Raw genomic sequence first — 22,902 nt, 5'->3', positions numbered from 1 at the left:
TCAGGCGGTCTAGCGAGGCGCGCCGCCTACCCTGGAGCGGTGTCTGCCACTCTCGTCGCCAAGGGCCTCTCCGGAGGCTATGCGCACCGCACCCTGTTCGACGGACTCGATCTCACGGTCGCCCCGGGCGACGTGATCGGCGTGGTCGGCGCCAACGGAGCCGGCAAGTCGACCCTCCTGCGCATCCTCGCTGGCGGGATCCCTCCGCTCGAGGGCAGCGTCGTGCTCGCGCCCGGCGACGCCTTCGTCGGCTGGCTGCCGCAGGAGCACGAGCGCCGCGACGGCGAGACCGTCGCCGGGTACATCGCCCGTCGCACCGGCTGCGCGGAGGCGTCCGCGGAGCTCGACACCGCTGCCTCCGCCCTCGCGGATCCCGACCCCGACGGCGCCGTCGCCGACCGCTACGCGCTCGCGCTCGACCGCTGGCTCGCGAGCGGTGCGGCCGACCTCGACGAGCGGACGCCCGTCGTGCTCGCCGATCTGGGCCTCGCCCTCGGCGAGACGGGTGTCTCGGCGTCCTCGACCATGACCTCGCTCTCGGGCGGGCAGGCCGCCCGCGTCGGCCTCGCTGCGCTGCTGCTCTCGCGCTTCGACATCGTGCTGCTCGACGAGCCGACCAACGACCTCGACCTCGACGGCCTCGAGCGGCTCGAGGCGTTCGTGCGGGGGCTGCGCGGCGGAGTCGTCCTCGTCAGCCACGACCGCGAATTTCTGGCGCGCAGTGTGACCCGGGTGCTCGAGCTCGATCTCGCCCAGGGCACGAACGCGGTCTACGGAGGCGGCTACGAGGCGTACCTCGAGGAGCGCGAGACCGCGCGCCGGCAGCGCCGCGAGAAGTACGAGGAGTTCGCCGACACGAAGGCCGACCTCGTCTCGCGGGCGCGCACCCAGCGCGAGTGGTCGAGCCAGGGCGTCCGCAACGCCATGAAGAAGTCGCCCGACAACGACAAGATCCGGCGCAAGGCGTCGATGGAGTCGAGCGAGAAGCAGGGTCAGAAGGTGCGCCAGATGGAGAGCCGCATTGCGCGCCTCGAGGAGGTGGAGGAGCCGCGCAAGGAGTGGCAGCTCGCCTTCACGATCGGCACGGCGCCGCGCTCGAGCTCGGTGGTGTCGACGCTGAACGGAGCCGTCGCCCGGCGCGGGTCGTTCACGCTCGGCCCGGTGTCGCTGCAGGTCGACGCGGGCGACCGCATCGGCATCACGGGGCCCAACGGCGCCGGCAAGTCGACGCTGCTCTCGCTGCTGCTGGGGCGCTCGGCGCCCGAGGAGGGTGGCGCGTCGCTCGGCGCGAGTGTCGCGATCGGCGAGATCGACCAGGCGCGCGCGATGCTCGCCTCCGATGTGCCGCTCGCCGACGCGTTCGAGGCGCTGGTACCCGAGTGGCCGACCGCCGAGGTGCGGACCCTGCTGGCGAAGTTCGGGCTGAAGGCCGACCACGTCTCGCGGCGGGTCGGCGAGCTGTCGCCCGGCGAGCGGACGCGGGCGGCACTGGCGCTGCTGCAGGCGCGCGGCACGAACCTCCTGGTGCTGGACGAGCCGACGAACCACCTCGACCTGGCCGCGATCGAGCAGCTCGAGCAGGCGCTCGAGGCGTACGAGGGCACGCTGCTGCTGGTCACCCACGATCGGCGCATGCTCGAGACGGTGCAGCTCACCCGCCAGTGGCGCGTCGCCGACGGCGTGGTCACGGAGGCGTAGCCGCATCGACTCCTCAGGAGTCGTCGTACTCGGCATGCCGGTACGACAACTCTTGGAGACTCGGGCGAGGCCTGGGGAACGACTGTCCAGAAGTTGTCGCACTCGGCGCCGAGTACGACAACTCCTGGAGTCTCGGGGCATCTCGGAGCCGGCGCGTCAGAGCGATGAGGCGCGCGACTCCAGCAGGGCGCGGGTGCGCTCGTTGCCGGCGAGCGCGGCGGCCGTCGCGAACTCGGCGCGCGCCTCCGCCCGCCGCCCGAGCCGCAGCAGCAGCTCGCCGCGCACACCCGGCAGCAGGTGCGAGCCGCGCAGCGCCCCCTCCGACGAGAGGCGGTCGACGATCAGCAGCGCGGAGGCGGGGCCGGTCGCCATCGAGACGGCCACGGCGCGATTGAGCTCCACGACCGGGCTCGGCGCGACCCGCCCGAGCACCTCGTAGAGCAGCACGATCCGCTCCCAGTCGGTATCGGCCACGCTCGGCGCGACCGCGTGGCACTCGGCGATGGCGGCCTGCAGTCCGTAGGCGCCGCGACCCCTCCCCACCCGGTCGGCACGGAGGAGCGCCGCGCGGCCACGAGAGATCTGCGCGCGGTCCCAGCGGGTGCGGTCCTGATCCTCGAGCAGCACGGGCGAGCCGTCGGCCGCGGTGCGCGCCGCGAAGCGCGACGCCTGCAGCTCCATCAGGGCGAGGAGCCCCAGCACCTCGGGCTCGCGCGGCAGCAGCCCGGCGAGCACCCGCCCCAGCCGCAGCGCCTCGTGCGCGACCTCGGTGCGCAGCCAGCGATCGCCCGAGGTGGCGGCGTAGCCCTCCGTGAAGATCAGGTAGACGACCCCCAGCACCGCGTCGAGCCTCGCCCTCCACTCCGACGGCTCCGGCACCTCGAACGGCACGCCCGCCGCGGCGAGCGACTTCTTGGCGCGGACGATGCGCTGCTGCACCGTCGCGACCGGGACGAGGAACATCCGCGCGATGACCTCGGTGCCGAGGCCGCCGACGAGGCGCAGCGTGAGGGCGATGCTCGCCTCCCGCGACAGGACCGGGTGGCAGGCGGTGAACACCAGCCGCAGCACGTCGTCGTCGATCGGCTGCCAGGTGTCGTCGACCTCCTCCTCGAGATCGCGGGCGAGGAGGCGGTAGCGGTCGTCGAGCGCTGCCCGGCGGCGCCAGGCGTCGATCGCGCGGCGCTTCGCGACCGCCGTCAGCCAGGCGCCGGGATTGCGCGGCACCCCCGACTCCGGCCACTGCTGCAGCGCCTCGAGGAGCGCCTCCTGGGCGAGGTCCTCGGCCTGACCTACGTCGCTCGTCGCCCTGGCGAGCGTCGCCACGATGCGCGCGCTCTCGATGCGCCACACGGCGGCGACGCTCGCCCCGATGTCGTCCATCAGCCGCGGGCGGCCTGCTCCTCGCGCCAGCCCGCCTCCTTCTGCACGAACTCGTTGTCGGCGAAGTCGGCGAAGTCGCTCTCGTCGGTCACGCGGCGCACCTCGAGCTTGTTGCCGGGGACGAGCGGGCAGCGAAGCGCCCACTCCTTCGCCTCCTCCTTCGAGGAGACCTGGATGATCCAGAAGCCGTTGAACAGCTCGTGCGTCTCGCCGTAGGGGCCGTCGGTGACGGCGGGCGGCTCGGAGGCGAAGTCGACGACGAAGCCGGTGGTCGCGACGTCGTCGGCCAGGCCGTCGCCCGCGAGCAGCACGCCGGCCTTCATCATCGACTCGTTGTACTGGCCCATCTTCGTGATGATCTCGTCGAAGGGGATGGCCGCGTAGGCCTCCTTGGCAGCGTCGGTCGCGCGCATGATCAGCATGTACTTCATGGGGTTCTCCGTCCGGTCGGTGGGCGCTCTCTGCGCCCTCCTACTCTGGCGTCGAACGGCGGAGGCGGATATCGACATCGGCGCGGAGATCCGTCCCGGGTCCCTGCTGATCGAGCAGCCCGCGGACAACGGCGGGGCTACTCGACCAGCGGGCCGCTGGGGCGCCGGGGCAGTGAAGTCCGGCTCGCAGGATCACGGTCGGCTCGTCGGAATCCGCGGATTCAGCGAGCCGAACGGGTTTCCGCGAGCCGGAGGTGGCGCCGGGCGCCCCGCGCGGGTCTACTTCTTCGGGCGGGCGGGGCGCACCGGGCGGGCGGCGCGGGCGGCGCGGTTGCGCTCGATCGCGGCGCGGACGAGCGCGGTGAGCGGCTCCTCCTGCAGCACGTCGCCCTCGGCGAACTCGACCGAGCGGCGCTGGTTGCCGCCGAGCTCCCCGTTGAACAGGCCCGACGGGTCCTCGAGGGACGCCCCGTACATGAATCCGAGCTTCACCTTCTTCGCGAAGATGTTGCCCACCACGAGGATCCCGTCGAGCTCCCACACGGGCGCGCCCATCCACTTCCACTCCTCGACGATGCCGGGATCGGCCGCGAGGATCACGCGCCGCGCCTGGGCGAGCAGCTCTCCGCGCCAATCGGGGTGCTTCGCGATCAGCGCGTCGATCTGCTCGGGGGGCGTCAGCGCGCCGGGAGTCGGTTCGTCGGGAGTCTCGTCGGAGGTCATGGGCACGTGTCTACCGCACCGGCGCGCCGACCCGCCGGTCACCGCTCCGATTCGGCGGCCCCCTCGGCCGCATCCGCCCGCGCTGCCGACGCCGACCCCTCCGCCCGCTCGCCCGCCGCGCCGAACGACGACCGCCGCACCTTGCCCGCGTCGTTCCGCAGCGGCTCCCGCACCAGCCGCAGGGCCCGGAGGCGGCGCTCGCGCCCCAGCCGCCCGTTCGCCCACGCGAGCAGCCGAGCCGCATCGACGTCCGCGTCCCCGACATCGACGACCGCCTCGATCGCCCGCCCGAGGTCGTCGTCGGGCACCCCGAACGCGACCGCGCCGCGCACACGGGGATGCGCCTCCAGCACCCGCTCGACCTCGATCGGGTACACGTTCACACCGCCCCGCAGGATCAGGTCGTCGGCGCGGTCGAGCACCCAGAGGTACCCGTCGTCGTCCACGCGGCCGACATCGCCGAGGGTGTCCCAGCCGTCGGAGGTCCGCGACGAGGATCCCCCGAGGTACCGGTAAGCGGCGGGCCCGCGGTGCATCCAGATCCGCCCCGTCTCGCCGACCGGAGCCTCCGTCCCGTCCTCGCGCAGGATCCGCAGCGTCGTGCCTCCGATCGGCCGCCCCACGCTGCCGGGGCGCGCGAGCCACTCGTCGCCGCGGATCAACGTGAGCCCGTTCGACTCGCTGCCCGCGTACACCTCGACCACGCGCGACGGCCCGAGCCAGTCGATCAGCGCGCGCTTGTCGTCGGGCGGGCACGGGGCGCCGAGGTGCAGCACGACCTCGAGCGAGGACACGTCGGCGCCGGACCGATCGACGCGCAGCAGCCGCCGCATCGTGGTCGGCACCAGCAGCATCCACGTCACCCGGTGCTCCGCGATCGCCGCCAGCACGCGCCGCTCGTCGAAGCGCGGCAGGACCACGAGCGTCTGCCCCGTCATCAGCCCGCGGAACGCGTAGGTGAAGGCGGCCGAGTGCATCAGCGGACCGGCGACCAGCTGCACGCCCGAGAGCGGCAGGAACGCGGCGACCGGCGCCTCCGGGTCGAGCAGCGCGGGCCCGCTCGCGAGCACGACCTTCGGGCGCCCGGTGCTGCCGGAGGAGGCGGGCGCCTTCCACGACGACGCCCAGAGGTCCTCGAGCGGCTCGTCCGAGACGTCGGGGCGCCAGTCGCCCGCGCGCCACGGCACCGTCGCGGAGGCGGCGCCGACCACCAGCGCGGGCGCGGCCACCTGCTCCACCGCGGCGCGCTCCTCGGGCGACAGCTCGGTCGACACGGGCTGCGGAGTCGCGCCCGCCTTCCAGATCGCGGCGCAGACGATGATCGCGTCGAGCGAGTTGGGGAGCGACACCGTGACGAGGTCGTCGGTGCCGACCCCGAGCTCGCGGTAGGCGCGGGCCAGGCGGTTGCTGGCGCGGTCGAGCTCGCCCGCGGTCAGCGAGCCCTCGTCGGCGATCACGACGACGCGGTCCGGGTCGGCATCGGCGAGCCCGGAGAGGATGCGCGAGATCGAGCGGCGTGTCATGCCGCGGGAGCCCGCGCGTCGACAACGAAGGAGGACCTCTCGGAGAACGGCCGTTTCATGCGCGTCCCGGCTCGCCCCGGGAGATCCCTCCTGAGTTCTCGACGGCGCGGAGCTCCTCGTAGAGCCGCACGTGCGCCGCCGCGACGTCGTCCCACGAGTGCGAGAACGCCAGCTCCCGCCCCGCGGCGGAGCCGCCCCCGCCGTCGAGCGCCTCCTCGAGCGCATCCGCGAACGACTCCGGATCGCTCCCGTACCGCACCGCGTCGCCGAACACCTCCCGGATCACCGGCAGCTCCCGCGCCACCACCGGCACCCCCGCGGCGAGCGCCTCCATCGCCGCGAGCCCGAAGCCCTCCTTGACCGACACGAAGCCGAGGGCCGAGGCGCCGGCGACCAGCGGGGCCAGGCGCTCCTCCGCGATCGTCCCGAGGATCGTCGGCGCGACCTCCCGCTCACGGGCCCGCCGGTCGAACTCCGCCCGGTAGTCGCGGTAGTCGAAGAGCGTCTCGCCGCCGCCGAACACCAGCGAGACGTCGCGACCGCGCGCCCGCAGCAGCGCCCACGCCTCCAGCAGCTCGATGCTGCCCTTGCGCGGCTCGATCCCGCCGAGCGCCAGCACGTACGGCCCGAGCTCGTCGCGCCACGCCGCGGTCAGCGGGTCGGAGGCGGCGGCCGCGAACCGCGCCGCGTCCACGCCGTTCGGGATCACGGTCGCCACCCGGCCCCAGCCCGCCCGGACCTCGCCGGCCACCGCCGCCGACACGCACAGCAGCGCGCGCGGCAGGCGCACCGCGCGGTCGTGGCAGGCCCGCAGCTCCGGGGTCGTGAAGTCGTCGAGGTGGTGCACCGTCCGCACCGGCGCGAGGCCCGCGGCGAGCGCCGCGTTCGCCGAGATGCAGTCCTGCGCGTGCACGAGCCCCTTCTCGCCCCGCAACTCCGCGGCCATCGCGTCGATCGAGCGCACGATCCGCGCCCCCACCGGCTCCCCGTCGACCGACGCGAACGGCACCACCCGCACCTCCACCGCCGGGTCGACCGCGCGGAAGAAGGAGGCGTCGCCGCCGCGCGCCAGCGTCCACACCGTCACCTCGTGGCCCGCGCGCGCGAGCGCCTCCGCCAGCGCGAGGGTGTGCACCACCCCGCCGCGCGGGCGGGTCGAGTAGGTCAGCAGGGCGACGCGCATCAGACCCGGTACGCGTGCTCCGCGCGGTCGCGGAGGTGGTTCATCGTGCACCGGGCACGGGAGACGGAGGCGGACACGTCGGCCGTGGCCAGCGCCAGCCCGCCCTTCGCCCAGGTCTTCGCGATGATCTCGCCCGCCGGGTCGACGACCTTCGCCTGCCCGAGGAAGCGCAGCCCGCCGAGCACGCCCGTCTGGTTGGACGACACGAGGTACACCTGGTTCTCGGCCGCCCGCGCGCAGTCGTAGAGGTCGAACAGGTGCGCCTGCCGGTCGTTGCGGATCCGGTCGGAGCGGTCGGTGACGCTCGCGGGCCAGGCGCTCAGGCAGGCGAGCACCTCGGCCCCGTCGAGGGCGAGCGAGCGGGCCGACTCGGGGAAGGTCTTGTCGAAGTCGATCAGCATGCCCAGGCGTCCGACGGGCGAGTCGAACGCGGTGAACGACGAGCCGGGCAGGTACGCCTCCGATTCGCCGAGGGGCAGGTGCACTTTGCGGTGGGTGCCGATCACCCGGCCGCCCTGGACGCAGACGGCCGTGTTGTAGCGGAGGTCGCGCCCGTCCTCGAGCGCGCGCTCCGAGATGCCGAAGCAGACCGTCATGTCGGCGGCGAGCCCGGCCACGAGAGCGACCTCGGGGCCGTCGAGCTCGACGCTCGGCGGAAGATCCAGCGGACCCGGGTGGTGCATGTCGAGCAGGTACCCGCCGAGGGTCGCGTCGGGCAGCACGAGCAGATCGACGGAGCGCTCCCTCGCCTGCGCGATCATCCCGGGGAGCTTGGCGAGGGTGCGGTCGAGGTCGCGACCGAAGTGCGCCGCGACCGCCCCCATCACCGTCTCCGTCATGGGCCGAGGCTACCCGGCGAGGTCCGACTCGAGCCGCCGCCCGACGCGGACGCGGCGGATCTCGGAGGCGAGGTGCTCGGCATCGCGCGCGATCGCCTCGAAGCGCCCGGAGCCCCAGGTGTGCAGCCACGGCAGCCCGAGGAACGAGAGCCCCGGAGTGCTCGTGACGCCGCGCTGGTGGGTCGGGTGCCCGGCGCCGTCGAAGACGCCGACCTCGACCCAGCGGTAGTCGGAGCGGAAGCCGACCGCCCAGATCACGCTCGTGATGCCCGCGGCGGCGAGGTCCACGGACTCCACCTCGACGGGAGGGCGCCAGACCGGCTCGTAGCGCGCCTCCACCGGGGCGTCGATCCCGCGGGCCGCGATGAAGCGGTCGATGTCGTCCTTGATCGACTCCGCGACCGAGTCGGCGTAGTCGAGCGACGCCTCCGCGGTGGGGGCGAAGCGCAGGAGCGACCCCTCGACCGACGCGAGCCGGCCGTAGAGGTGCATCCCGTCGCGCGCGAACGCGCGCAGGTCGATGTCGCGACCGCCCCCGCGCCCCGTGACGTAGTGGTTCGTCGACTCGCGCTTGGTCAGGCCGCCGACCTGCGCGTGCACGGGGATGTCGTAGACGCCCATGTCCTGCAGCCAGGCCACGCAGTCGCGACCCCGGTAGAAGCGGGCCACGCGCGGGGCGCTGCCGAGGGCGAGGTGCACGTCGCGGCCGGCGAGGAAGAGATCCTCGGCGATCTGCGCGCCCGACTGCCCGGAGCCGACGACGAGGACGCCTCCCGGCGGGAGGGCGTCGGCCGAGCGGTAGTCGGCCGAGTGCAGCTGCACGGTGTCGAGCGGGAGGCGCGAGGTGATGGCCGGCAGGACGGGCCGGTGGTAGCCGCCCGTGGCGATGACGACCTGATCGGCGGTGATGCTGCCCGCGCTGGTGACCAGCTCGAAGCCTCCGCCCGCGCGCTCGCGCAGCCGCGACACCTCGGTGTGCTCGACGACGGGGGCGTCGAACGACGAGGCGTAGCGCCGCACCCACGCGTGCACCTCGTCGCGCGTCATGAAGCCGTCGGGATCGGGCCCGTCGTACGGGTAGCCCGGCAGCCGGCACTGCCAGTTCGGAGTGACGAGGGTGAACGCGTCCCAGCGGCGGTCGATCCAGTCGTGGCCGATGGTGTCCCGCTCGAGGACGACGTGGTCGATCCCGTCGTCCGACAGGTGGCGGCTGAGTGAGAGGCCGGCCTGGCCGCCTCCGACGACCGCGACCTCGACGTGCGTCCCCGGCGCGATCACGGCCGCACCGGGTCCATCGCCAGCACCCGCACGGTGCCGCCGTCGAAGCGGCGCGCGGTCTCGACGATCTCGCTGCGCTGCTGCATCGCCGAGGTGCAGGCGAAGCCGAACTTCTCCCGCACCCGGTCGGAGGCGATGTCGAGCGCCTCGCTCGAGCGGGCCACGAACTCCTCGACCGGGTACTGGCCGCCCGCCGCGAGGTAGTCGTGCATCACGAGGCTCGGCGAGTAGCAGCGCTCCTCCGTGCCGTCGGGCCAGCGGACGTGGAAGGTCATCTCAGGCATCGATCAGCCCTCCGCTCCAGACGCGATCGAGTGCGCCGTACGCGTCGGGCCGGCGGTCGCGGAGGTGGAACATCCCGCCCCGCATGGCCTCGAACGTGCCGCGCACATCGATGTCGGCGACCGCCATCCCCGCGCCGAGCAGGGTCGTGGCGAGGATGTTGCCGCCGGGATCGACGACCTTCGCGTTGCCCACGTAGCGCAGCGAGCCGAAGGTGCCCGACTGGTTCGACGCGAGCCAGAACACCTGGTTGTCGAGGGCCCGAGCGATGTCGAACTGGTTGAAGCGGTAGGTCCAGCGGTCGTCCTGCAGGTTCTCGGCGGTCGCCGTCCGCGCCGCGGGCCAGGCCGAGAGGGAGGCGATGATCTCGGCACCGTCGAGCGCCATCGAGCGCGCCGCCTCCGGGAACGCCTTGTCGTAGCAGATCTGCAGTCCGACGCGGCCGACGGGGGTGTCGAAGGTGCTGTAGCCGGGCCCCGGAGAGTACGACATGTGCTCGCCCAGCGGCTGGTGCACCTTGCGGTAGCTGCCGTAGACCTGCCCGCCGTCCAGGAGCGCCGCCGCGTTGTAGCGGGTCTCCCCGTCGTCGTCGAGCTCGCAGAAGCCGATCGCGACCATCAGGTCGCCCACGATCTCCTGCACCCGCGCCAGCTCCGGTCCGTCGACGCGGATCGCCGGCGGGAGCGAGCGCGACGTGGTCTTCACCGTGTCGCCGTGGTTGCCGAGCGACGAGAGGTAGCCGCCGATCGCGGCCTCGGGAAGGGCGAGGAACTCGACTCCCCGCTCCCGCGCCTCCTCGGCGAGCTGGGCGATGAGCGCGTAGTTCTGATCGAGATCGCGGGTGAAGTTCGCCGCGACCGAGCCGACGAGTGTCATCGGGCTACAGGTTGTAGGTCGAGTTGATGATGGCGCCCTTCCGGGCGTAGTGAATGAGCGCGTCCTGCACGTCGAGCGGGTGGCAGGGGATGCAGCCCTCGATCAGGTCCTCCTCGCGCAGGCCGTGCAGCGCCATGCCGAAGCGGCAGACGAAGACGCGGTTGCCCTCGTTGATGAAGGTCTCGATGGCGTTGTTGAGGTTCTGCTCGCCCGGGAAGCCGGAGTCGCCGACCGTCGGGAAGCCGCGGGTGGCCATCGCGTTGATGGTGCCGGGGCCGTAGAAGTAGAGGGCCGACTCGTAGCCCTTGCGGGCGGCACGTGTGGCCTGCAGCACCGCGACGAAGCTCACCGAGGACTCGTGGGCGATGCCGTGCACGAGGGTCAGGTACGACTCCCCCTCCTCGGCCTGGTAGTCGGGGAAGACCTTCGTGGAGCCGTAGAGGTTGCTGCCCTTGGGGAGCGACGGGTGCGCGATCTCGCCGCGCGACTTCTCGATGTTGGCGCTGACCTGGTCTTCGATCTCCTGCGAGACGGACATTCGGTTCCTCCTGGGGTGCGGGTACGCCGAGAGAGCTCGGCGAGCGGTGTGCGGGAGCTTCCGGCGGGAGCGTGTGAGACGACGCGGGATGACGTCCGCCGGATGGAGCGGTGGTGCCGAGTGGAACGACTCCAGTCAAACCGATGGTGTGTTTCGGATTGGTTTCGAGCGGAAGAAGCCTGTGTGACGGCGGTTCCGTAACCAGACCGCGTTCCGCTCGTCATCGACTCGAAACACAGCCGACGTTGACTGGGGATCGAGACGAACGCATCGACATCCCGGCCGCGTGCTGCGCGGCCCGGCAGGCCCGCCCTCGGCGAGCCACGAAGGAGTCATCCGTGACCGATCTCGGAATGCCCACTCTCCGCACCCGCGTCGACATCGCCCTGAAGGGCATCCGCGTCGAGGCCCCCGTCCACCGGGAGGCGGGCGCCGGCCCGAGCGACGACGGGCACGTGATGCTCGGCGGCCTCGGTGCCGCCATCCCGATCAATCCGCAGAGCCCCTACGTGGTGAGCGGCGACCGCCTGCTGCTCGAGGGCGCCGACATCGGCCTCGACGTCACTCCGGTGCGCCGCCCCCGCTTCTACGATCTCGAGACCGCCGACGGCGTCTCGTACGAGAAGATCGCCCGCCTGCACGGCCGCGACATCCTCGCCACCACGGTCGTGCAGACCTGCATGCGCTACGACGAGGCCGAGCGCTGCCGGTTCTGCGCCATCGAGGCGTCGCTCGAGGCCGGGTCGACCATCGCGGTCAAGACTCCGGCCCAGCTGGCGGAGGTCGCGGAGGCGGCGGCACGGCTCGACGGGATCCGGCAGATGGTGATGACCACCGGTACCTCCAAGGGGCGCGACCGCGGCGCCACGCACCTCGCCCGCTGCGTCCGGGCGGTGCTCGAGGCCGTGCCGGGCCTGCCGATCCAGGTGCAGTGCGAGCCTCCGAGCGACGTGTCGGCGCTGCAGGCCCTGAAGGACGCGGGAGCGGTGTCGATCGGCATCCACGTCGAGTCGATGGACGACGAGGTGCGCCGGCGCTGGACCCCCGGCAAGGCGCGCGTCACCCTCGACGAGTACCGCTGGGCGTGGCGCGAGGCGGTGCGGATCTTCGGCCGCAACCAGGTGTCGACCTACCTCCTCGTGGGCCTCGGAGAGGACCCGGACGAGCTGGTCGCGAGTGCGCAGGAGCTGATCGAGATGGGCGTGTACCCGTTCGTGGTCCCGTTCCGGCCGCTGCGCGGGACCCTCGCGACCGAGGTCGACCACGTGCTGCCTCCCGCCGGCTCGCTGCTCGAGAAGGTGAGCGGGCAGGTCGCCTCGCTGCTGATCGCCGCGGGCATGCTGAGCACCGGCCAGTCCGCGGGCTGCGCCGCGTGCGGGGCGTGCGGAGTGCTCAAGACGGCCGGCGCCTGATGCAGCTCTCGATCCTCGAGGGAGTGCGCCGAGCGCCGGCGTTCACGGTGATGCGGGCGGAGGGGCGCGAGCTCGCCGCCTACCGTGCGCTCCGCCGCGAGGTCTTCGTCGCCGAGCAGGGCCTCTTCGCGGGGAGCGACGCCGACGACGTCGACGACGACCCGCGCTGCGTCGTGCTCGTGGCGGTCACCGGCGAGGGCGCGGTGCTCGGGGGCGTGCGGCTGGCGCCGGCCGACCGCGGCCGCGATCTCGGCTGGTGGACGGGCAGCAGGCTCGTCGTGTCGCGGGAGGCGCGCGGCGGCGTCGGGATCGGCGCGGCTCTCGTGCGCGCGGCCTGCGCCGAGGCGGAGGCGCGGGGCGTGCTGCGCTTCGAGGCCTCGGTGCAGGAGCGCAACGAGGTGCTCTTCCGCCGCCTCGGCTGGGAGCGGCTCGGCGCGCTGACGGTCGCGGGCGCCCCGCACGTGCGGATGCGCTGGCCGCTGGACCGCCTCGATCGCGCGGCGCGGGCGGCGAAGTCGGCGCTCGGCTCCCTCCTCGCCCCCTTCGCCGCCGCGGGAGGACTCGGCGGCGCGGGCTTCGTCGGCGACGACGGCGCTCCGGTGCCCGGCACCGACATGGTGGCCGTCTGCGACGCGATCATCCCCTCCATGGTCGAGCGGCATCCGGAGTGGGCGGGCTGGTGCTCCGTGCTGGTGAACGTGAACGACCTGACCGCGATGGGGGCGACCGGCGTCGGCCTGCTCGACGCGATCGGCGCGCGCGACGCCGCGTTCGCCGCGCGGATCGTCAGCGGTCTCCGCGACGCGGCCGAGGCCTGGGGCCTGCCGGTGCTGGGCGGCCACACGCAGCTGGGGGTGCCGGCCGCGCTGAGCGTGACGGGGCTCGGGCGCACGACGTCGCCGGTGCCGGGGGCGGCGTCGGTGGGCGACGAGCTCTCGGTGACGGCCGATCTCTCCGGCGGCTGGCGGCCCGGCTTCGCGGGCGCGCAGTGGGACTCGACCTCGGGGCGCCGCGGCGAGGAGCTGCGGGCGATGGCCGCCTCCGTGGGTCTCGCGCGGCCCCGGGCGGCGAAGGACGTCAGCATGGCCGGGCTCGTCGGAACGGTCGGCATGCTCGCCGAGGCGTCGGGCGGAGGCGCGGTGCTCGATCTCGCCGCGATCCCGGCTCCGTCGTCGGCGGGCCTGAGCGACTGGCTCGCCTGCTTCCCGGGCTTCGCGATGATCACCGCCGACCGTCCCGGAGCAGGACGGATGCACACCCCCGTCACGACGACCGCCGCGGTCGGCCGCGTGGTCCCCTCGCCGGGTGTGCGCCTCCGCTGGCCCGACGGCGCCGAGACCGTGGCCGTCGCCGGCACCGTCACCGGCCTCGGAGCCGCCTAGCCCTTCTCGCGAGGGCGACACCGCGCAACCCCCGAGACAGCGGTGGCCGGACGGCGCAGAGTGGGCATCGAGCCCGCTGACCGCGGGCGTGCATCGACGGAAGGAACGACTCGCATGGTGGATCTCGGAGGCCTGGCCGACAAGGCGAAGAACCTGGCGAACAGCGACAAGGGCGAGGACGTGACCGACAAGGGTCTCGACGCGGCCGGAGACGCCGCCGGGAAGGCGACCGGCGGAAAGTTCGACGACGCCGAGCGCGCAGCGGACGGGCGCATCGGCAACGAGTAGCCCCCTCCGCCGGGGGAACCGGTTCTCGCCGGGACACCGCGCACTCAGCGGCGTCCCGCGCAGGACCGGCCCCCCGGCGGGCGAGGACGGCCCGGACTACGCCAGGGCGTCCAGCAGTGCCACCACCACGGCGGCCGAGCGGTCGGCCGCGTCGTCGACGTGCGCCTCGAACTCGCCCGGAGCGCACAGATCCGAGATTCCGCGCACCGAGACGAACGGCAGGGAGTGCACGTGCGCCGTCTGCGCGAGCGACACCGACTCCATGTCGGTCGCGAGCGCTCCCGAGAAGTGGCCGCGCACCCGCTCGACGTGGTCTCCCGAGACGAACGTGTCGCTCGACACGATCAGCCCGCGGCGCACCACGATCCCCTCGACCGCCGGCGCGGCGGCGAGCGCCGCGGCGTGCCCGGAGTAGCGCTCGGGCATCCCCGGCACCTGCCCCATCGCGTAGCCGAAGGCGCGTGCGTCGGCATCCGTCTGCACGTACTCGTCGCCGATGACGACGTCGCCGACCCGCACCTCGGTGCCCAGGCCCCCGGCGGAGCCGGCGCTGATCACCAGCGGCACGTCGCCGAGCGTGCGGAGGATCGCGGCGGTCAGGCCGCCCGCCGCGTTCACGAGGCCGACGCCCGTGCGCACCAGCAGCACGTCGTGGCCGCCGAGCTCGAGATCCCACTGCTGGGCGTTGCCGACGCTGCGCGGCTCGGAGGCGGCACTCGCCGTCGCGAGGAACGGCTCCGCCTCCTCGTCCATCGCGACCAGGACGATCGCGTCGGTCACGCGGTCACCGTCTCCCACTCGTCGCGGCGCGAGAGGAACGTGCGCGCCGCGTCCTGCGCGCCCTCGAGCGAGTGGTTCGCGCCCCAGCCGCACTGCGTGTCGTTGGCCGCGGGCACCTCGGTCGCCTCGGTGATGTCGCGGAGGGTGTCCTCGACCAGCGAGAGCACCTCGGCGAGCTCGGGCTCGCCCTGCAGGATCAGGTAGAAGCCGGTCTGGCAGCCCATCGGCGAGAAGTCGATGACCTTGTCGGAGTGGTTGCGCGACTTCTCGGCGAAGAGGTGCTCGAGCGAGTGCACGGTCGGCATCTCGAGGTGGGAGGCGTTGGGCTGGGTGAAGCGCACGTCGTACTTGACGAGGTGGTCACCCGCCGGGAGGGTCTTCGCGTCGGCGAGGCGCACGTACGGCGCGGCGACGGTGCGGTGATCGAGGTTGAACGACTCGACGTTCATGCGCGGCTGATCCACGGTGCACTCCTTGTTCGGCGGTCCTCCCATTCTCCTCCGGTCGGCTGGGGCGGACTCAGCACGACATCAGCTGAGAGCGGGGTCCCTCCGCCGTGGAGGGACGCACCCTCCTCTCAGCTGATGTCGTGCGCCCCCCTGCTGATCGAGTAGCCCGCGCAGCGGGCGTATCGAGATCCCCCACCCTCAGCCGGCGGGGTGCTCAGTCCGGCGTCACTCCCCCGAGATCGACGCCGGCCGCGCCGGGTCGAGCACCGACTCCGGATCGAAGAACGCCCGCAGCGTGTCGTTGCGCCCCTCGATCGCCGCGCGCAGGCTGATGCCGTCCACGTTGATCCGCGCCTCCCGCAGATAGCCAGCACCCCACTGGCCCCACGCGGGGCGCGACGCGTCGACGTTGAAGACCGCGGTGAACCCCTCGGCCGCGAGCAGGTCGTACGTCGGTCCCGAGTACGCGCCGACCCCCGCGATGTCGGCGCCGAACGGGTAGACGAACAGGTCGGTCGCTCCCACGATCGGCTGCACCTCGTCGCGCCACTTCCCGACATCGGCCGTGATCCGCTCCATCGACGACTCCCGCATGTCGATGTGGCCCCAGCTGTGCGACGCGAACTCCCAGCCGTCGGCCGCCATCGCCTCGGCCACGGCGGTCGCGTCGGCGGTGTCCTGCGCGATCCGCGGATTCGTCGCGCCGTAGGCGATCTCGGACGTGCGGTACCCGAGCACGCCGTTGTACCCGGTCAGCGCGATCACGCCCTTCGCGCCGTCGTGCGAGAAGTCCGGGTGCGCCGCCACGAAGTCGTCGACGATCGGCACCAGGTCGTCCGCGCCGATGCGGGTGCGTCCGGAGGCGTCGGTGTAGCTCGTGCGCACCACCCCGTCCTCGAGCACCAGGGCGTCCGCGAATCCGTCGCCCGCCATGTACTCGTAGTAGTCGACGTCGTCCTGCGAGAGCACGAGCGGCTTCGCGCCGACCGGCAGCTCGAGGGGCGTCGGAGTCACGGTGCCGTCCTCGGCCCGCGCGTAGAGGTCGTGCGGGCTCACGAGCACGTAGCCGTTCGCGTAGACCTGCTCGAGGACCGCCGTGAACTCGTCCTTCGTCACCATGTAGTCGAGGTACCCCGCGCCGTCCTCCTCCGACGCGAACGCCTGCTCCGGATCCACGACCAGCGAGTGGAAGAAGAGGTGCGACACCTCCGCGTTGTCGGGCCAGACGGCGGTGGCGACGGCCGGCACGGCGGCCGGTGCCGGAGTCACGGTCGGCGTGGGCCTGGCGGTCGGCGTGAACGTCGGTGTCGGAGTCGGTGTCGGAGTCGGCAGCACCGCCGCGACCGGGCCGGCCGGCACGTCGGCCGCCTCGGGCGCGCATCCGCTCAGCAGCAGCGCGCTCACGGCTGCGGCCGCACCCCAGCGCACCCTCGCGCCTCGCGTCCACCCTCGCACGGCGCGATTCTCGCACGGGCCGAGCCCTCGGCGGCGGCCCCACTTCGGCCTGATGCTCGAGCCCCCGCCGCCCTCCTCGCTGGTCCGACTGCGCGAGCTGCTCGATCAGCGAAGAGGGCGCCATATGCAGGAAGTGACTTCCCCTCCGAGACCCACACCTCCAGCAGACAGGCGCTCCCTGCTGGTCGAGTAGCCCCGCAGGGGCGTATCGAGACCCCACACCTCCAGCAGGCAGGCAGGCTCCCGCTACTCCCCCGGCACGAACCGGTACCCCATCCCCGCCTCCGTCAGCAGGAACCGCGGGTGCGCCGGGTCGGGCTCGAGCTTCTTGCGCAACTGCGCCAGGTACAGCCGCAGGTACCCGGTGTCGGTGACGTGCGCGGGCCCCCAGATCTCGTCCAGCAGCGAGCGCCGGGTCACGAGCTTGCCCGCGTTGCGCACCAGGATCTCGAGCACCTGCCACTCGGTGGGGGTGAGTCGCACGGAGGCGCCGGCGCGCGTCGCGCTCTTCGCCACCAGGTCGACGGTCACCTCCCCGATCACCACGAGCGGCTCGCCGTCGGCCGGCTGCACCCGCCGCGACAGCGCCCGGATGCGCGCCAGCACCTCGTCCATCGAGAACGGCTTGGTCACGTAGTCGTCGGCTCCGGCGTCGAGCGCGCCGACCTTGTCGGCCGCCCCCGTCCGCCCCGACACCACCAGGATCGGCGCGCTCGTCCAGCCGCGCAGCGCGTGGATCACCTCGACGCCGTCGAGCCGCGGCATGCCGAGGTCGATCATGTAGAGGTCGGGGTGCTCGTCGATCGCGCGGTTGATCGCCTCCGTGCCGTCGCCCGCCGTCACCACGTCGTAGCCGCGAGCGGTGAGCGTGATCCGCAGCGCGCGGAGGATCTGCGGGTCGTCGTCCGCGATCAGGATCTTCATGCGGCTCCTCCCGAAGCATCAGCGGTGTCAGCGGCATTCGAAGTGTCAGCGGCATCAGAGGTGTCAGCTGCACCCGGGGGCACCGCGATCGGCAGCCCCACCACCATCGTCAGCCCGCCCCCCGGAGTGTCCTCCGTCTCGAGCGTCCCGCCCATCCCCTCGGTGAACCCCTTCGACAGGGCGAGCCCCAGCCCGAGCCCCGTCGTGTTGTCGTCGTCGCCGAGCCGCTGGAACGGCACGAAGATCTCCTCCCGCCGGGCCGGCGCGACTCCCGGCCCGTGGTCCACGATCCGGATCTGGGCCGTGCCGCCGAACGCACTGGTCGACACGCGCACCCGCGTGCCGTCGGGCGAGTAGCGCACTGCGTTCGCGAGCAGGTTCACCACCACGCGCTGCAGCAGCACCGCGTCGGCGAGCACGGCCGGCCCGTCGAGGTCGAGGTCGAGGTCGACCTCCGCCGGCCCGAGCCCGAGCTCGTCGAGCGCGGGCAGCACCACGTCGGCCGCGTCCAGCGGAGCGAGCGCCACGGCGAGCGCCCCCGCCTCCAGCCGCGTGACATCGAGCAGGTCCGTGACGAGCGCCGCGAGCGTCACCAGGCTCTCGTCGGCGGTCGCGAGCAGCTCCTCGCGGTCGCGCTCGCTCCACTCGACGTCGCGCGAGCGCAGCGCGCTGACCGCCGCCGTGGCCGCGGCGAGCGGCCGGCGGAGGTCGTGGCTGACCGCCGACAGCAGGGCGCTGCGCACCCGGTCGGTCTCGGCGAGCGGAGCCAGTGAGCTCGCCGTCTCGCTGAGCGCCGCGTTCTCGAGCACCGAGTCGAGCTGCGCCGCGACCACCTGCAGCAGCCGCCGCTCGCTGCCCTCGAGCTCTCGCCCGTGCAGCTCGAGCAGCGCGTGCGCGCCGACCGCGATCCGCACCGGCTCCGCGTCCGGCACCGGCTCGCCGTCCACGGCGACCACCGCTCCGTCGCGCAGCAGCCGCACGCCCGTCAGTCCGAACGCCTCGCGCGAGATCTCGAGGATCGCCTGCAGCGCCCCCTGCCCGCGGATGACCCCGCCCGCGATCGTCGCGAGCAGCTCCGATTCCGCCGCCGAGCGCTTCGCCGCCCGCGACCGCCGCGCCGCGCGGTCGACCACCGCGCTCACCAGCGCCGCGTTGAGCACGTAGAGCACGAGCGCGAGGGCGTGCAGCGGCTCGTCGACCGTGATCGTGTAGAGCGGATCCACGAAGAAGAAGTCGAGGGTCAGGCCCGAGAGCACCGCCGCGAACAGCGCCGGCCACACGCCTCCGACGAGCGCGACGAGCACCACCAGCAGCTGGTACGAGAGCACGTCGCTCGTGATCGACTCGTCGCTGCGGAGGCTCGACAGCAGCCAGGTCACCAGGGGGCCGCCCACGAGCGCCAGCGCCGCGCCGGCCAGCTTGCGCCGCAGGGTCAGCGCCCCGTCGAGCCGCGGCAGCACCGCGCTGCGCCCCGCCGCCGAGTGGCTGACGATGTGCACGTCGATGTTGCCCGACTCGCGGATCACGGTCGCGCCGATGCCCGGGGTGAGGGCGGAGGCGAGGCGGCTGCGCCGGCTCACGCCCAGCACCAGCTGGGTCGCGTTGACCGAGCGCGCGAACTCGACGAGCGTCCGCGGCACGTCCTCGCCGACCACCTGGTGGTAGCTGCCGCCGAGCGACTCGACGAGCGCCCGCTGCGCCTCGAGCACGTGCGGGCGCGGGGTCCGCAGCCCGTCGGGCGTCACCACGTGCACGGCGAGCAGGTCGCCACCGGAGGCTCGCGCGGCGATCCGCGCACCGCGGCGCAGCAGGGTCTCGCCCTCCGGCCCTCCGGTGAGCGTCACGACCACGCGCTCGCGCGCCTCCCAGGTGCTGTCGATGCCGTGCTCGACGCGGTAGTCGCGGAGTGCGTTGTCGACCTCGTCGGCGAGCCAGAGCAGGGCGAGCTCGCGCAGTGCCGTCAGGTTGCCGAGGCGGAAGTAGTTCGAGAGCGCCGCGTCGATCCGCTCGGGCGGGTAGACCCGGCCGTCCGCGAGGCGGTCGCGGAGCGCCTGCGGGGCGAGGTCGACGACCTCGATCTGGTCGGCGGCGCGCAGCACCGCATCCGGGATCGTCTCGCGCTGCGGCGCCCCGGTGATCGCCTGCACGACGTCGTTGAGCGACTCGATGTGCTGGATGTTGACGGTCGAGAACACCGTGATCCCGGCGTCGAGGAGCGCCCGCACGTCCTCCCAGCGCTTCTCGTGGCGCGAGCCGGGCGCGTTGGTGTGGGCGAGCTCGTCGACCAGCGCGACCTCGGGGCGGCGGGCGAGCACCGCCTCCAGGTCCATCTCGTCGAGCAGCACCCCGCGGTGCTCGACCGCTCGCCGCGGGATCACCTCGAGCCCCTCGACCATGGCGGCGGTCGCCGCGCGGCCGTGCGTCTCGACGACAGCGACCACGACGTCGCGGCCCTCGGCGGCGAGCCGGCGGCCCTCCTCGAGCATCGTGTAGGTCTTGCCCACGCCCGGTGCGGCACCGAGCAGCACGCGCAGGCGGCCCTTCGTCATGCTCCGGCCCCCACCTTCGGCTCGCGGGATCGGCTCCGGCGCGCAGGATCGCGGCGTTCCGACGAGCCGAACGCGATTCTACGAGCCGGAGGTGCGCCCGGAGTCGGGGAGGCGCCGAGGCCTGCGCTCACAGCTGCGCGAGTGCGAGGTTCAGCTCGAGCACGTTCACCGTCTCGTCGCCGAGGAACCCGAGATCGCGCCCCTGCACCGCGTCGTCGACGAGGGCGCGCACGCTCTCCTCCGGCAGCCCGCGCGCCTCGGCGACCCGGGCGACCTGCAGCTCGGCGTAGGCCGGGCTGATCTGCGGGTCGAGCCCCGAGGCGGAGGCGGTCAGCGCGTCGGCGGGCAGCGCGGCCGGGTCGACCCCGTTGAACGCCGCGATCGCGGCCCGGCGCTCCTGGATCGACCCGACGAGGTCCGGGTTCGACGGCCCGAGGTTCGAGCCGCTCGAGGCGCTCGCGTCGTACCCGTCGCCGGCGGCGGACGGCCGCGACTGGAACCACTCCGGCAGCGGATCCCCCTCGGCGTCGGTGAACGACTGGCCGATCAGCGACGAGCCGACCGGTGCCCCGTTCACGGTGAGCATCGAGCCGTTCGCCTGAGAGGCGAAGGCGGCCTGCCCGATCCCGGTGATCGCGAGCGGGTAGACGACACCGAGGGCGACGGTGAGCAGGAGCAGGGCGCGGAGCGCGACGGCGTACTGGCGGAGGCCCGAGCGGGTGGAGTTCATGAGAGATCTGCTTTCGAGAGAGGTCTAGAAGCCGGGGAGGAGCGAGACGACGAGGTCGATCAGCTTGATCCCGATGAAGGGGGCGATCACGCCTCCGAGTCCGTAGACGAGGAGGTTGCGGCTGAGGACCTTCGACGCGCTGAGGGCCCGGTAGGCCACACCGCGCAGCGCCAGCGGAATGAGCACGATGATCACGAGCGCGTTGAACACGATCGCCGAGAGGATCGCGGAGGACGGCGAGTGCAGCTGCATCACGTTCAGCACCGCGAGCCCTGGGAACACGCCCGCGAACATCGCCGGGATGATCGCGAAGTACTTCGCCACGTCGTTCGCGATCGAGAACGTGGTGAGCGCCCCGCGGGTGATCAGCAGTTGCTTGCCGATCCGCACGATGTCGATGAGCTTGGTCGGGTCGGAGTCGAGGTCGACCATGTTGCCGGCCTCCTTCGCCGCCGACGTTCCCGTGTTCATCGCCACGCCCACGTCGGCCTGCGCCAGGGCCGGTGCGTCGTTCGTGCCGTCGCCCGTCATCGCGACGAGGTTCCCGCCCTCCTGCTCCTTGCGGATGTAGGCGAGCTTCTGCTCGGGCGTGGCCTCGGCGAGGTAGTCGTCGACCCCCGCCTCCGCCGCGATCGCGCGCGCCGTCAGCGGGTTGTCGCCGGTGATCATCACGGTCCGGATGCCCATCGCGCGCAGGTCGGCGAAGCGCTCCTTGAGCCCCTCCTTCACCACGTCCTTCAGGTGCACGACGCCCAGGATCCGTCCGGCCCCGCGGGCGTCCTTCACGGCGACGACCAGCGGCGTGCCTCCGCTCTCGGAGATGCGGTGCACCTGCTCGTCGAGCTCGGCGACCACGGTGCTCGCGAGGCGCGCGTCGGCCTCGAGCCAGGCGGTCACGGCCGAGCCGGCGCCCTTGCGGATCATCGATCCGTCACCGAAGTCGAGTCCGCTCATCCGGGTCTGCGCGGTGAACGGGACGACGACGGCCGAGAGGACGTCCGCGGCGAGGTCGTCCTGGTGCACGCCCTTCGTCGCGGCGAGGTCGACGATCGACTTCCCCTCCGGCGTGGGGTCGCTGAGCGAGGAGGAGGCGGCGGCGCGGAGGAGCTCGGTGGCGTCGGCGCCGTCGACCGTCACGAACTCCGTGGCACGCCGGTTGCCGTAGGTGATGGTGCCGGTCTTGTCGAGCAGCAGCGTGGTCACGTCGCCCGCCGCCTCGACCGCGCGGCCCGACATCGCGAGCACGTTGCGCTGCACGAGCCGGTCCATGCCGGCGATGCCGATCGCCGAGAGCAGCGCGCCGATCGTCGTGGGGATGAGGCAGACCAGCAGCGCGACCAGCACCGGGACGCTGACGGGCGCCGCCGCGTACGACGCGATCGGGTTCAGCGTCAGCACGACCACGACGAACACGATCGAGAGGCTCGCGAGCAGGATGTTCAGCGCGATCTCGTTCGGCGTCTTCTGCCGCGAGGCGCCCTCGACCAGCCCGATCATCCGGTCGACGAACGTCTCGCCCGGCTTCGAGGTGATCCTCACGATGATGCGGTCGGACAGCACGCGGGTGCCGCCGGTGACGGCGCTGCGGTCGCCGCCCGATTCGCGCACGACCGGCGCCGACTCCCCGGTGATCGCCGACTCGTCGACGGAGGCTATGCCCCAGACGATGTCGCCGTCACCGGGCACGAGGTCGCCGGCCTCGACGACCACGTGGTCGCCCAGCTGCAGGTCGGCGGAGGAGACCTCGCGGAGCTGCGCGTGCATCGCGGCTCCGGCGCCGGCCCGGTACTCGAGCAGACGGCGGGCCATGGTGCTGGTGCGGGTCTGCCGCAGGCTGTCGGCCTGCGCCTTGCCGCGCCCCTCCGCCACCGATTCGGCCAGGTTCGCGAACAGCACGGTCAGCCAGAGCCAGACCGCGATGCCCCAGGTGAACGAGCCGGGCACGGGTGCTCCGCCCGACTCCTGCGCGCCCCCGAGGAACGGCTCGGCGATCGCGAGCAGCGTGGTGAGCGCCGCGCCGACCTCGACGAGGAACATCACCGGATTCCGCACCATCAGGCGCGGGTCGAGCTTGCGGAACGCTCCGGGGAGCGCCGCGGTGACCTGCTCGGGGCTGAACGCCGAGGCGCCCCGCCTCGGGGCCCGCACGGGAGCCGGGCTTTCGAGTGTGCTGGTCATG

The 22,902-nt window shown here is 73.1% G+C and carries 21 protein-coding genes; 4 read left to right on the top strand and 17 right to left on the bottom strand.

Annotation, left to right across the window (positions count from 1 at the left end; translation table 11 throughout):
* The first annotated feature begins 39 nt into the window (after positions 1–39).
* Positions 40–1,698: an ABC-F family ATP-binding cassette domain-containing protein gene (locus GSU68_RS00300; protein ID WP_159905146.1), complete on the top strand. Its 1,659-nt coding sequence runs from the start codon at positions 40–42 to the stop codon at positions 1,696–1,698.
* A gap of 156 nt (positions 1,699–1,854) precedes the next feature.
* Here GSU68_RS00300 and GSU68_RS00295 read toward each other — a convergent pair whose 3' ends face one another.
* The 10 genes from GSU68_RS00295 to GSU68_RS00250 all read right to left on the bottom strand — a co-directional run bounded on the left by GSU68_RS00295 (position 1,855) and on the right by GSU68_RS00250 (position 10,754).
* A complete protein-coding gene (locus GSU68_RS00295; protein ID WP_159905145.1) occupies positions 1,855–3,081 on the bottom strand; it encodes an RNA polymerase sigma factor in 1,227 nt (408 codons plus the stop codon).
* The gene (locus GSU68_RS00290; protein WP_159905144.1) at positions 3,081–3,512 is read right to left on the bottom strand and encodes a YciI family protein; all 432 of its coding nucleotides are present in this window, start codon (positions 3,510–3,512) and stop codon (positions 3,081–3,083) included. The genes GSU68_RS00295 and GSU68_RS00290 overlap by 1 nt, the downstream gene beginning before the upstream one ends.
* 279 nt (positions 3,513–3,791) lie before the next feature.
* Positions 3,792–4,235 (bottom strand): DUF1801 domain-containing protein, encoded by a 444-nt coding sequence (locus GSU68_RS00285; protein ID WP_159905143.1) that lies wholly within the window; start codon positions 4,233–4,235, stop codon positions 3,792–3,794.
* Between the two features lie 38 nt (positions 4,236–4,273).
* A complete protein-coding gene (locus tag GSU68_RS00280) occupies positions 4,274–5,758 on the bottom strand; it encodes an AMP-binding protein (protein WP_159905142.1) in 1,485 nt (494 codons plus the stop codon).
* A gap of 55 nt (positions 5,759–5,813) precedes the next feature.
* Entirely contained in the window at positions 5,814–6,941 is a 1,128-nt protein-coding gene (locus GSU68_RS00275; RefSeq protein ID WP_159905141.1) for an MSMEG_0565 family glycosyltransferase, read from the bottom strand.
* The gene (locus GSU68_RS00270; protein ID WP_159905140.1) at positions 6,941–7,780 is read right to left on the bottom strand and encodes a carbon-nitrogen hydrolase family protein; all 840 of its coding nucleotides are present in this window, start codon (positions 7,778–7,780) and stop codon (positions 6,941–6,943) included. The genes GSU68_RS00275 and GSU68_RS00270 overlap by 1 nt, the downstream gene beginning before the upstream one ends.
* Positions 7,781–7,789: 9 nt before the next feature.
* Positions 7,790–9,058 (bottom strand): MSMEG_0569 family flavin-dependent oxidoreductase, encoded by a 1,269-nt coding sequence (locus GSU68_RS00265; RefSeq protein WP_208544621.1) that lies wholly within the window; start codon positions 9,056–9,058, stop codon positions 7,790–7,792.
* Positions 9,055–9,342: an MSMEG_0570 family nitrogen starvation response protein gene (locus GSU68_RS00260; RefSeq protein WP_159905139.1), complete on the bottom strand. Its 288-nt coding sequence runs from the start codon at positions 9,340–9,342 to the stop codon at positions 9,055–9,057. Before GSU68_RS00260 ends, GSU68_RS00265 begins: the two co-directional genes overlap by 4 nt.
* Complete coding sequence (locus GSU68_RS00255; protein WP_159905138.1) at positions 9,335–10,216, bottom strand: carbon-nitrogen hydrolase family protein; 882 nt, start codon at positions 10,214–10,216, stop codon at positions 9,335–9,337. The genes GSU68_RS00260 and GSU68_RS00255 overlap by 8 nt, the downstream gene beginning before the upstream one ends.
* A 4-nt stretch (positions 10,217–10,220) precedes the next feature.
* The gene (locus GSU68_RS00250) at positions 10,221–10,754 is read right to left on the bottom strand and encodes an MSMEG_0572/Sll0783 family nitrogen starvation response protein (protein ID WP_056039940.1); all 534 of its coding nucleotides are present in this window, start codon (positions 10,752–10,754) and stop codon (positions 10,221–10,223) included.
* A gap of 338 nt (positions 10,755–11,092) precedes the next feature.
* Between GSU68_RS00250 and GSU68_RS00245 the strand changes: the two genes are divergently transcribed.
* The 3 genes from GSU68_RS00245 to GSU68_RS00235 all read left to right on the top strand — a co-directional run bounded on the left by GSU68_RS00245 (position 11,093) and on the right by GSU68_RS00235 (position 13,836).
* Entirely contained in the window at positions 11,093–12,166 is a 1,074-nt protein-coding gene (locus tag GSU68_RS00245; RefSeq protein WP_244259344.1) for an MSMEG_0568 family radical SAM protein, read from the top strand.
* Positions 12,166–13,548, top strand: a complete 1,383-nt coding sequence (locus tag GSU68_RS00240; protein WP_159905137.1) for an MSMEG_0567/sll0787 family protein — start codon at positions 12,166–12,168, stop codon at positions 13,546–13,548. The genes GSU68_RS00245 and GSU68_RS00240 overlap by 1 nt, the downstream gene beginning before the upstream one ends.
* Before the next feature lie 114 nt (positions 13,549–13,662).
* Complete coding sequence (locus GSU68_RS00235; RefSeq protein WP_159905136.1) at positions 13,663–13,836, top strand: Rv0909 family putative TA system antitoxin; 174 nt, start codon at positions 13,663–13,665, stop codon at positions 13,834–13,836.
* Between the two features lie 96 nt (positions 13,837–13,932).
* On the opposite strand, the gene mtnN is transcribed toward GSU68_RS00235, so the two are convergent.
* The 7 genes from mtnN to kdpB form a co-directional block, all read right to left on the bottom strand.
* Positions 13,933–14,616, bottom strand: coding sequence for a 5'-methylthioadenosine/S-adenosylhomocysteine nucleosidase (gene mtnN, locus GSU68_RS00230; protein WP_244259343.1), 684 nt, complete (start codon positions 14,614–14,616; stop codon positions 13,933–13,935).
* Positions 14,613–15,110 (bottom strand): S-ribosylhomocysteine lyase, encoded by a 498-nt coding sequence (locus GSU68_RS00225; RefSeq protein ID WP_244259342.1) that lies wholly within the window; start codon positions 15,108–15,110, stop codon positions 14,613–14,615. The genes mtnN and GSU68_RS00225 overlap by 4 nt, the downstream gene beginning before the upstream one ends.
* A 180-nt stretch (positions 15,111–15,290) precedes the next feature.
* Positions 15,291–16,469, bottom strand: a complete 1,179-nt coding sequence (locus GSU68_RS00220) for a polysaccharide deacetylase family protein (RefSeq protein ID WP_159905135.1) — start codon at positions 16,467–16,469, stop codon at positions 15,291–15,293.
* 297 nt (positions 16,470–16,766) lie between these two features.
* On the bottom strand, positions 16,767–17,444 hold the full coding sequence (locus tag GSU68_RS00215; RefSeq protein WP_056039932.1) for a response regulator: 678 nt from the start codon (positions 17,442–17,444) through the stop codon (positions 16,767–16,769).
* The gene (locus GSU68_RS00210) at positions 17,441–19,993 is read right to left on the bottom strand and encodes a DUF4118 domain-containing protein (protein WP_159905134.1); all 2,553 of its coding nucleotides are present in this window, start codon (positions 19,991–19,993) and stop codon (positions 17,441–17,443) included. Before GSU68_RS00210 ends, GSU68_RS00215 begins: the two co-directional genes overlap by 4 nt.
* A gap of 127 nt (positions 19,994–20,120) precedes the next feature.
* On the bottom strand, positions 20,121–20,723 hold the full coding sequence (kdpC, locus tag GSU68_RS00205) for a potassium-transporting ATPase subunit KdpC (protein WP_159905133.1): 603 nt from the start codon (positions 20,721–20,723) through the stop codon (positions 20,121–20,123).
* A gap of 24 nt (positions 20,724–20,747) precedes the next feature.
* Positions 20,748–22,901 (bottom strand): potassium-transporting ATPase subunit KdpB, encoded by a 2,154-nt coding sequence (gene kdpB / locus GSU68_RS00200; RefSeq protein ID WP_159905132.1) that lies wholly within the window; start codon positions 22,899–22,901, stop codon positions 20,748–20,750.
* Position 22,902 lies beyond the last annotated feature (1 nt).

This window comes from Rathayibacter sp. VKM Ac-2759 (genome assembly GCF_009834225.1).
Classification (GTDB): Bacteria; Actinomycetota; Actinomycetes; order Actinomycetales; family Microbacteriaceae; genus Rathayibacter.
The sequence above is the reverse complement of the archived record's forward strand: the minus strand, read 5'-3'. Positions and strand labels throughout refer to the sequence as shown.

What these genes read in the sequence shown, in the direction of transcription:
- GSU68_RS00295 (WP_159905145.1), bottom strand. Translation starts at nt 3,081, where the DNA reads ATGGACGACATCGGGGCGAGCGTCGCCGCCGTGTGGCGCATCGAGAGC.
- GSU68_RS00290 (WP_159905144.1), bottom strand. Translation starts at nt 3,512, where the DNA reads ATGAAGTACATGCTGATCATGCGCGCGACCGACGCTGCCAAGGAGGCC.
- GSU68_RS00285 (WP_159905143.1), bottom strand. Translation starts at nt 4,235, where the DNA reads ATGACCTCCGACGAGACTCCCGACGAACCGACTCCCGGCGCGCTGACG.
- GSU68_RS00280 (WP_159905142.1), bottom strand. Translation starts at nt 5,758, where the DNA reads ATGACACGCCGCTCGATCTCGCGCATCCTCTCCGGGCTCGCCGATGCC.
- GSU68_RS00275 (WP_159905141.1), bottom strand. Translation starts at nt 6,941, where the DNA reads ATGCGCGTCGCCCTGCTGACCTACTCGACCCGCCCGCGCGGCGGGGTG.
- GSU68_RS00270 (WP_159905140.1), bottom strand. Translation starts at nt 7,780, where the DNA reads ATGACGGAGACGGTGATGGGGGCGGTCGCGGCGCACTTCGGTCGCGAC.
- GSU68_RS00260 (WP_159905139.1), bottom strand. Translation starts at nt 9,342, where the DNA reads ATGCCTGAGATGACCTTCCACGTCCGCTGGCCCGACGGCACGGAGGAG.
- GSU68_RS00255 (WP_159905138.1), bottom strand. Translation starts at nt 10,216, where the DNA reads ATGACACTCGTCGGCTCGGTCGCGGCGAACTTCACCCGCGATCTCGAT.
- GSU68_RS00250 (WP_056039940.1), bottom strand. Translation starts at nt 10,754, where the DNA reads ATGTCCGTCTCGCAGGAGATCGAAGACCAGGTCAGCGCCAACATCGAG.
- GSU68_RS00240 (WP_159905137.1), top strand. Translation starts at nt 12,166, where the DNA reads ATGCAGCTCTCGATCCTCGAGGGAGTGCGCCGAGCGCCGGCGTTCACG.
- GSU68_RS00235 (WP_159905136.1), top strand. Translation starts at nt 13,663, where the DNA reads ATGGTGGATCTCGGAGGCCTGGCCGACAAGGCGAAGAACCTGGCGAAC.
- GSU68_RS00225 (WP_244259342.1), bottom strand. Translation starts at nt 15,110, where the DNA reads ATGGGAGGACCGCCGAACAAGGAGTGCACCGTGGATCAGCCGCGCATG.
- GSU68_RS00215 (WP_056039932.1), bottom strand. Translation starts at nt 17,444, where the DNA reads ATGAAGATCCTGATCGCGGACGACGACCCGCAGATCCTCCGCGCGCTG.
- GSU68_RS00210 (WP_159905134.1), bottom strand. Translation starts at nt 19,993, where the DNA reads ATGACGAAGGGCCGCCTGCGCGTGCTGCTCGGTGCCGCACCGGGCGTG.
- kdpC (WP_159905133.1), bottom strand. Translation starts at nt 20,723, where the DNA reads ATGAACTCCACCCGCTCGGGCCTCCGCCAGTACGCCGTCGCGCTCCGC.
- kdpB (WP_159905132.1), bottom strand. Translation starts at nt 22,901, where the DNA reads ATGACCAGCACACTCGAAAGCCCGGCTCCCGTGCGGGCCCCGAGGCGG.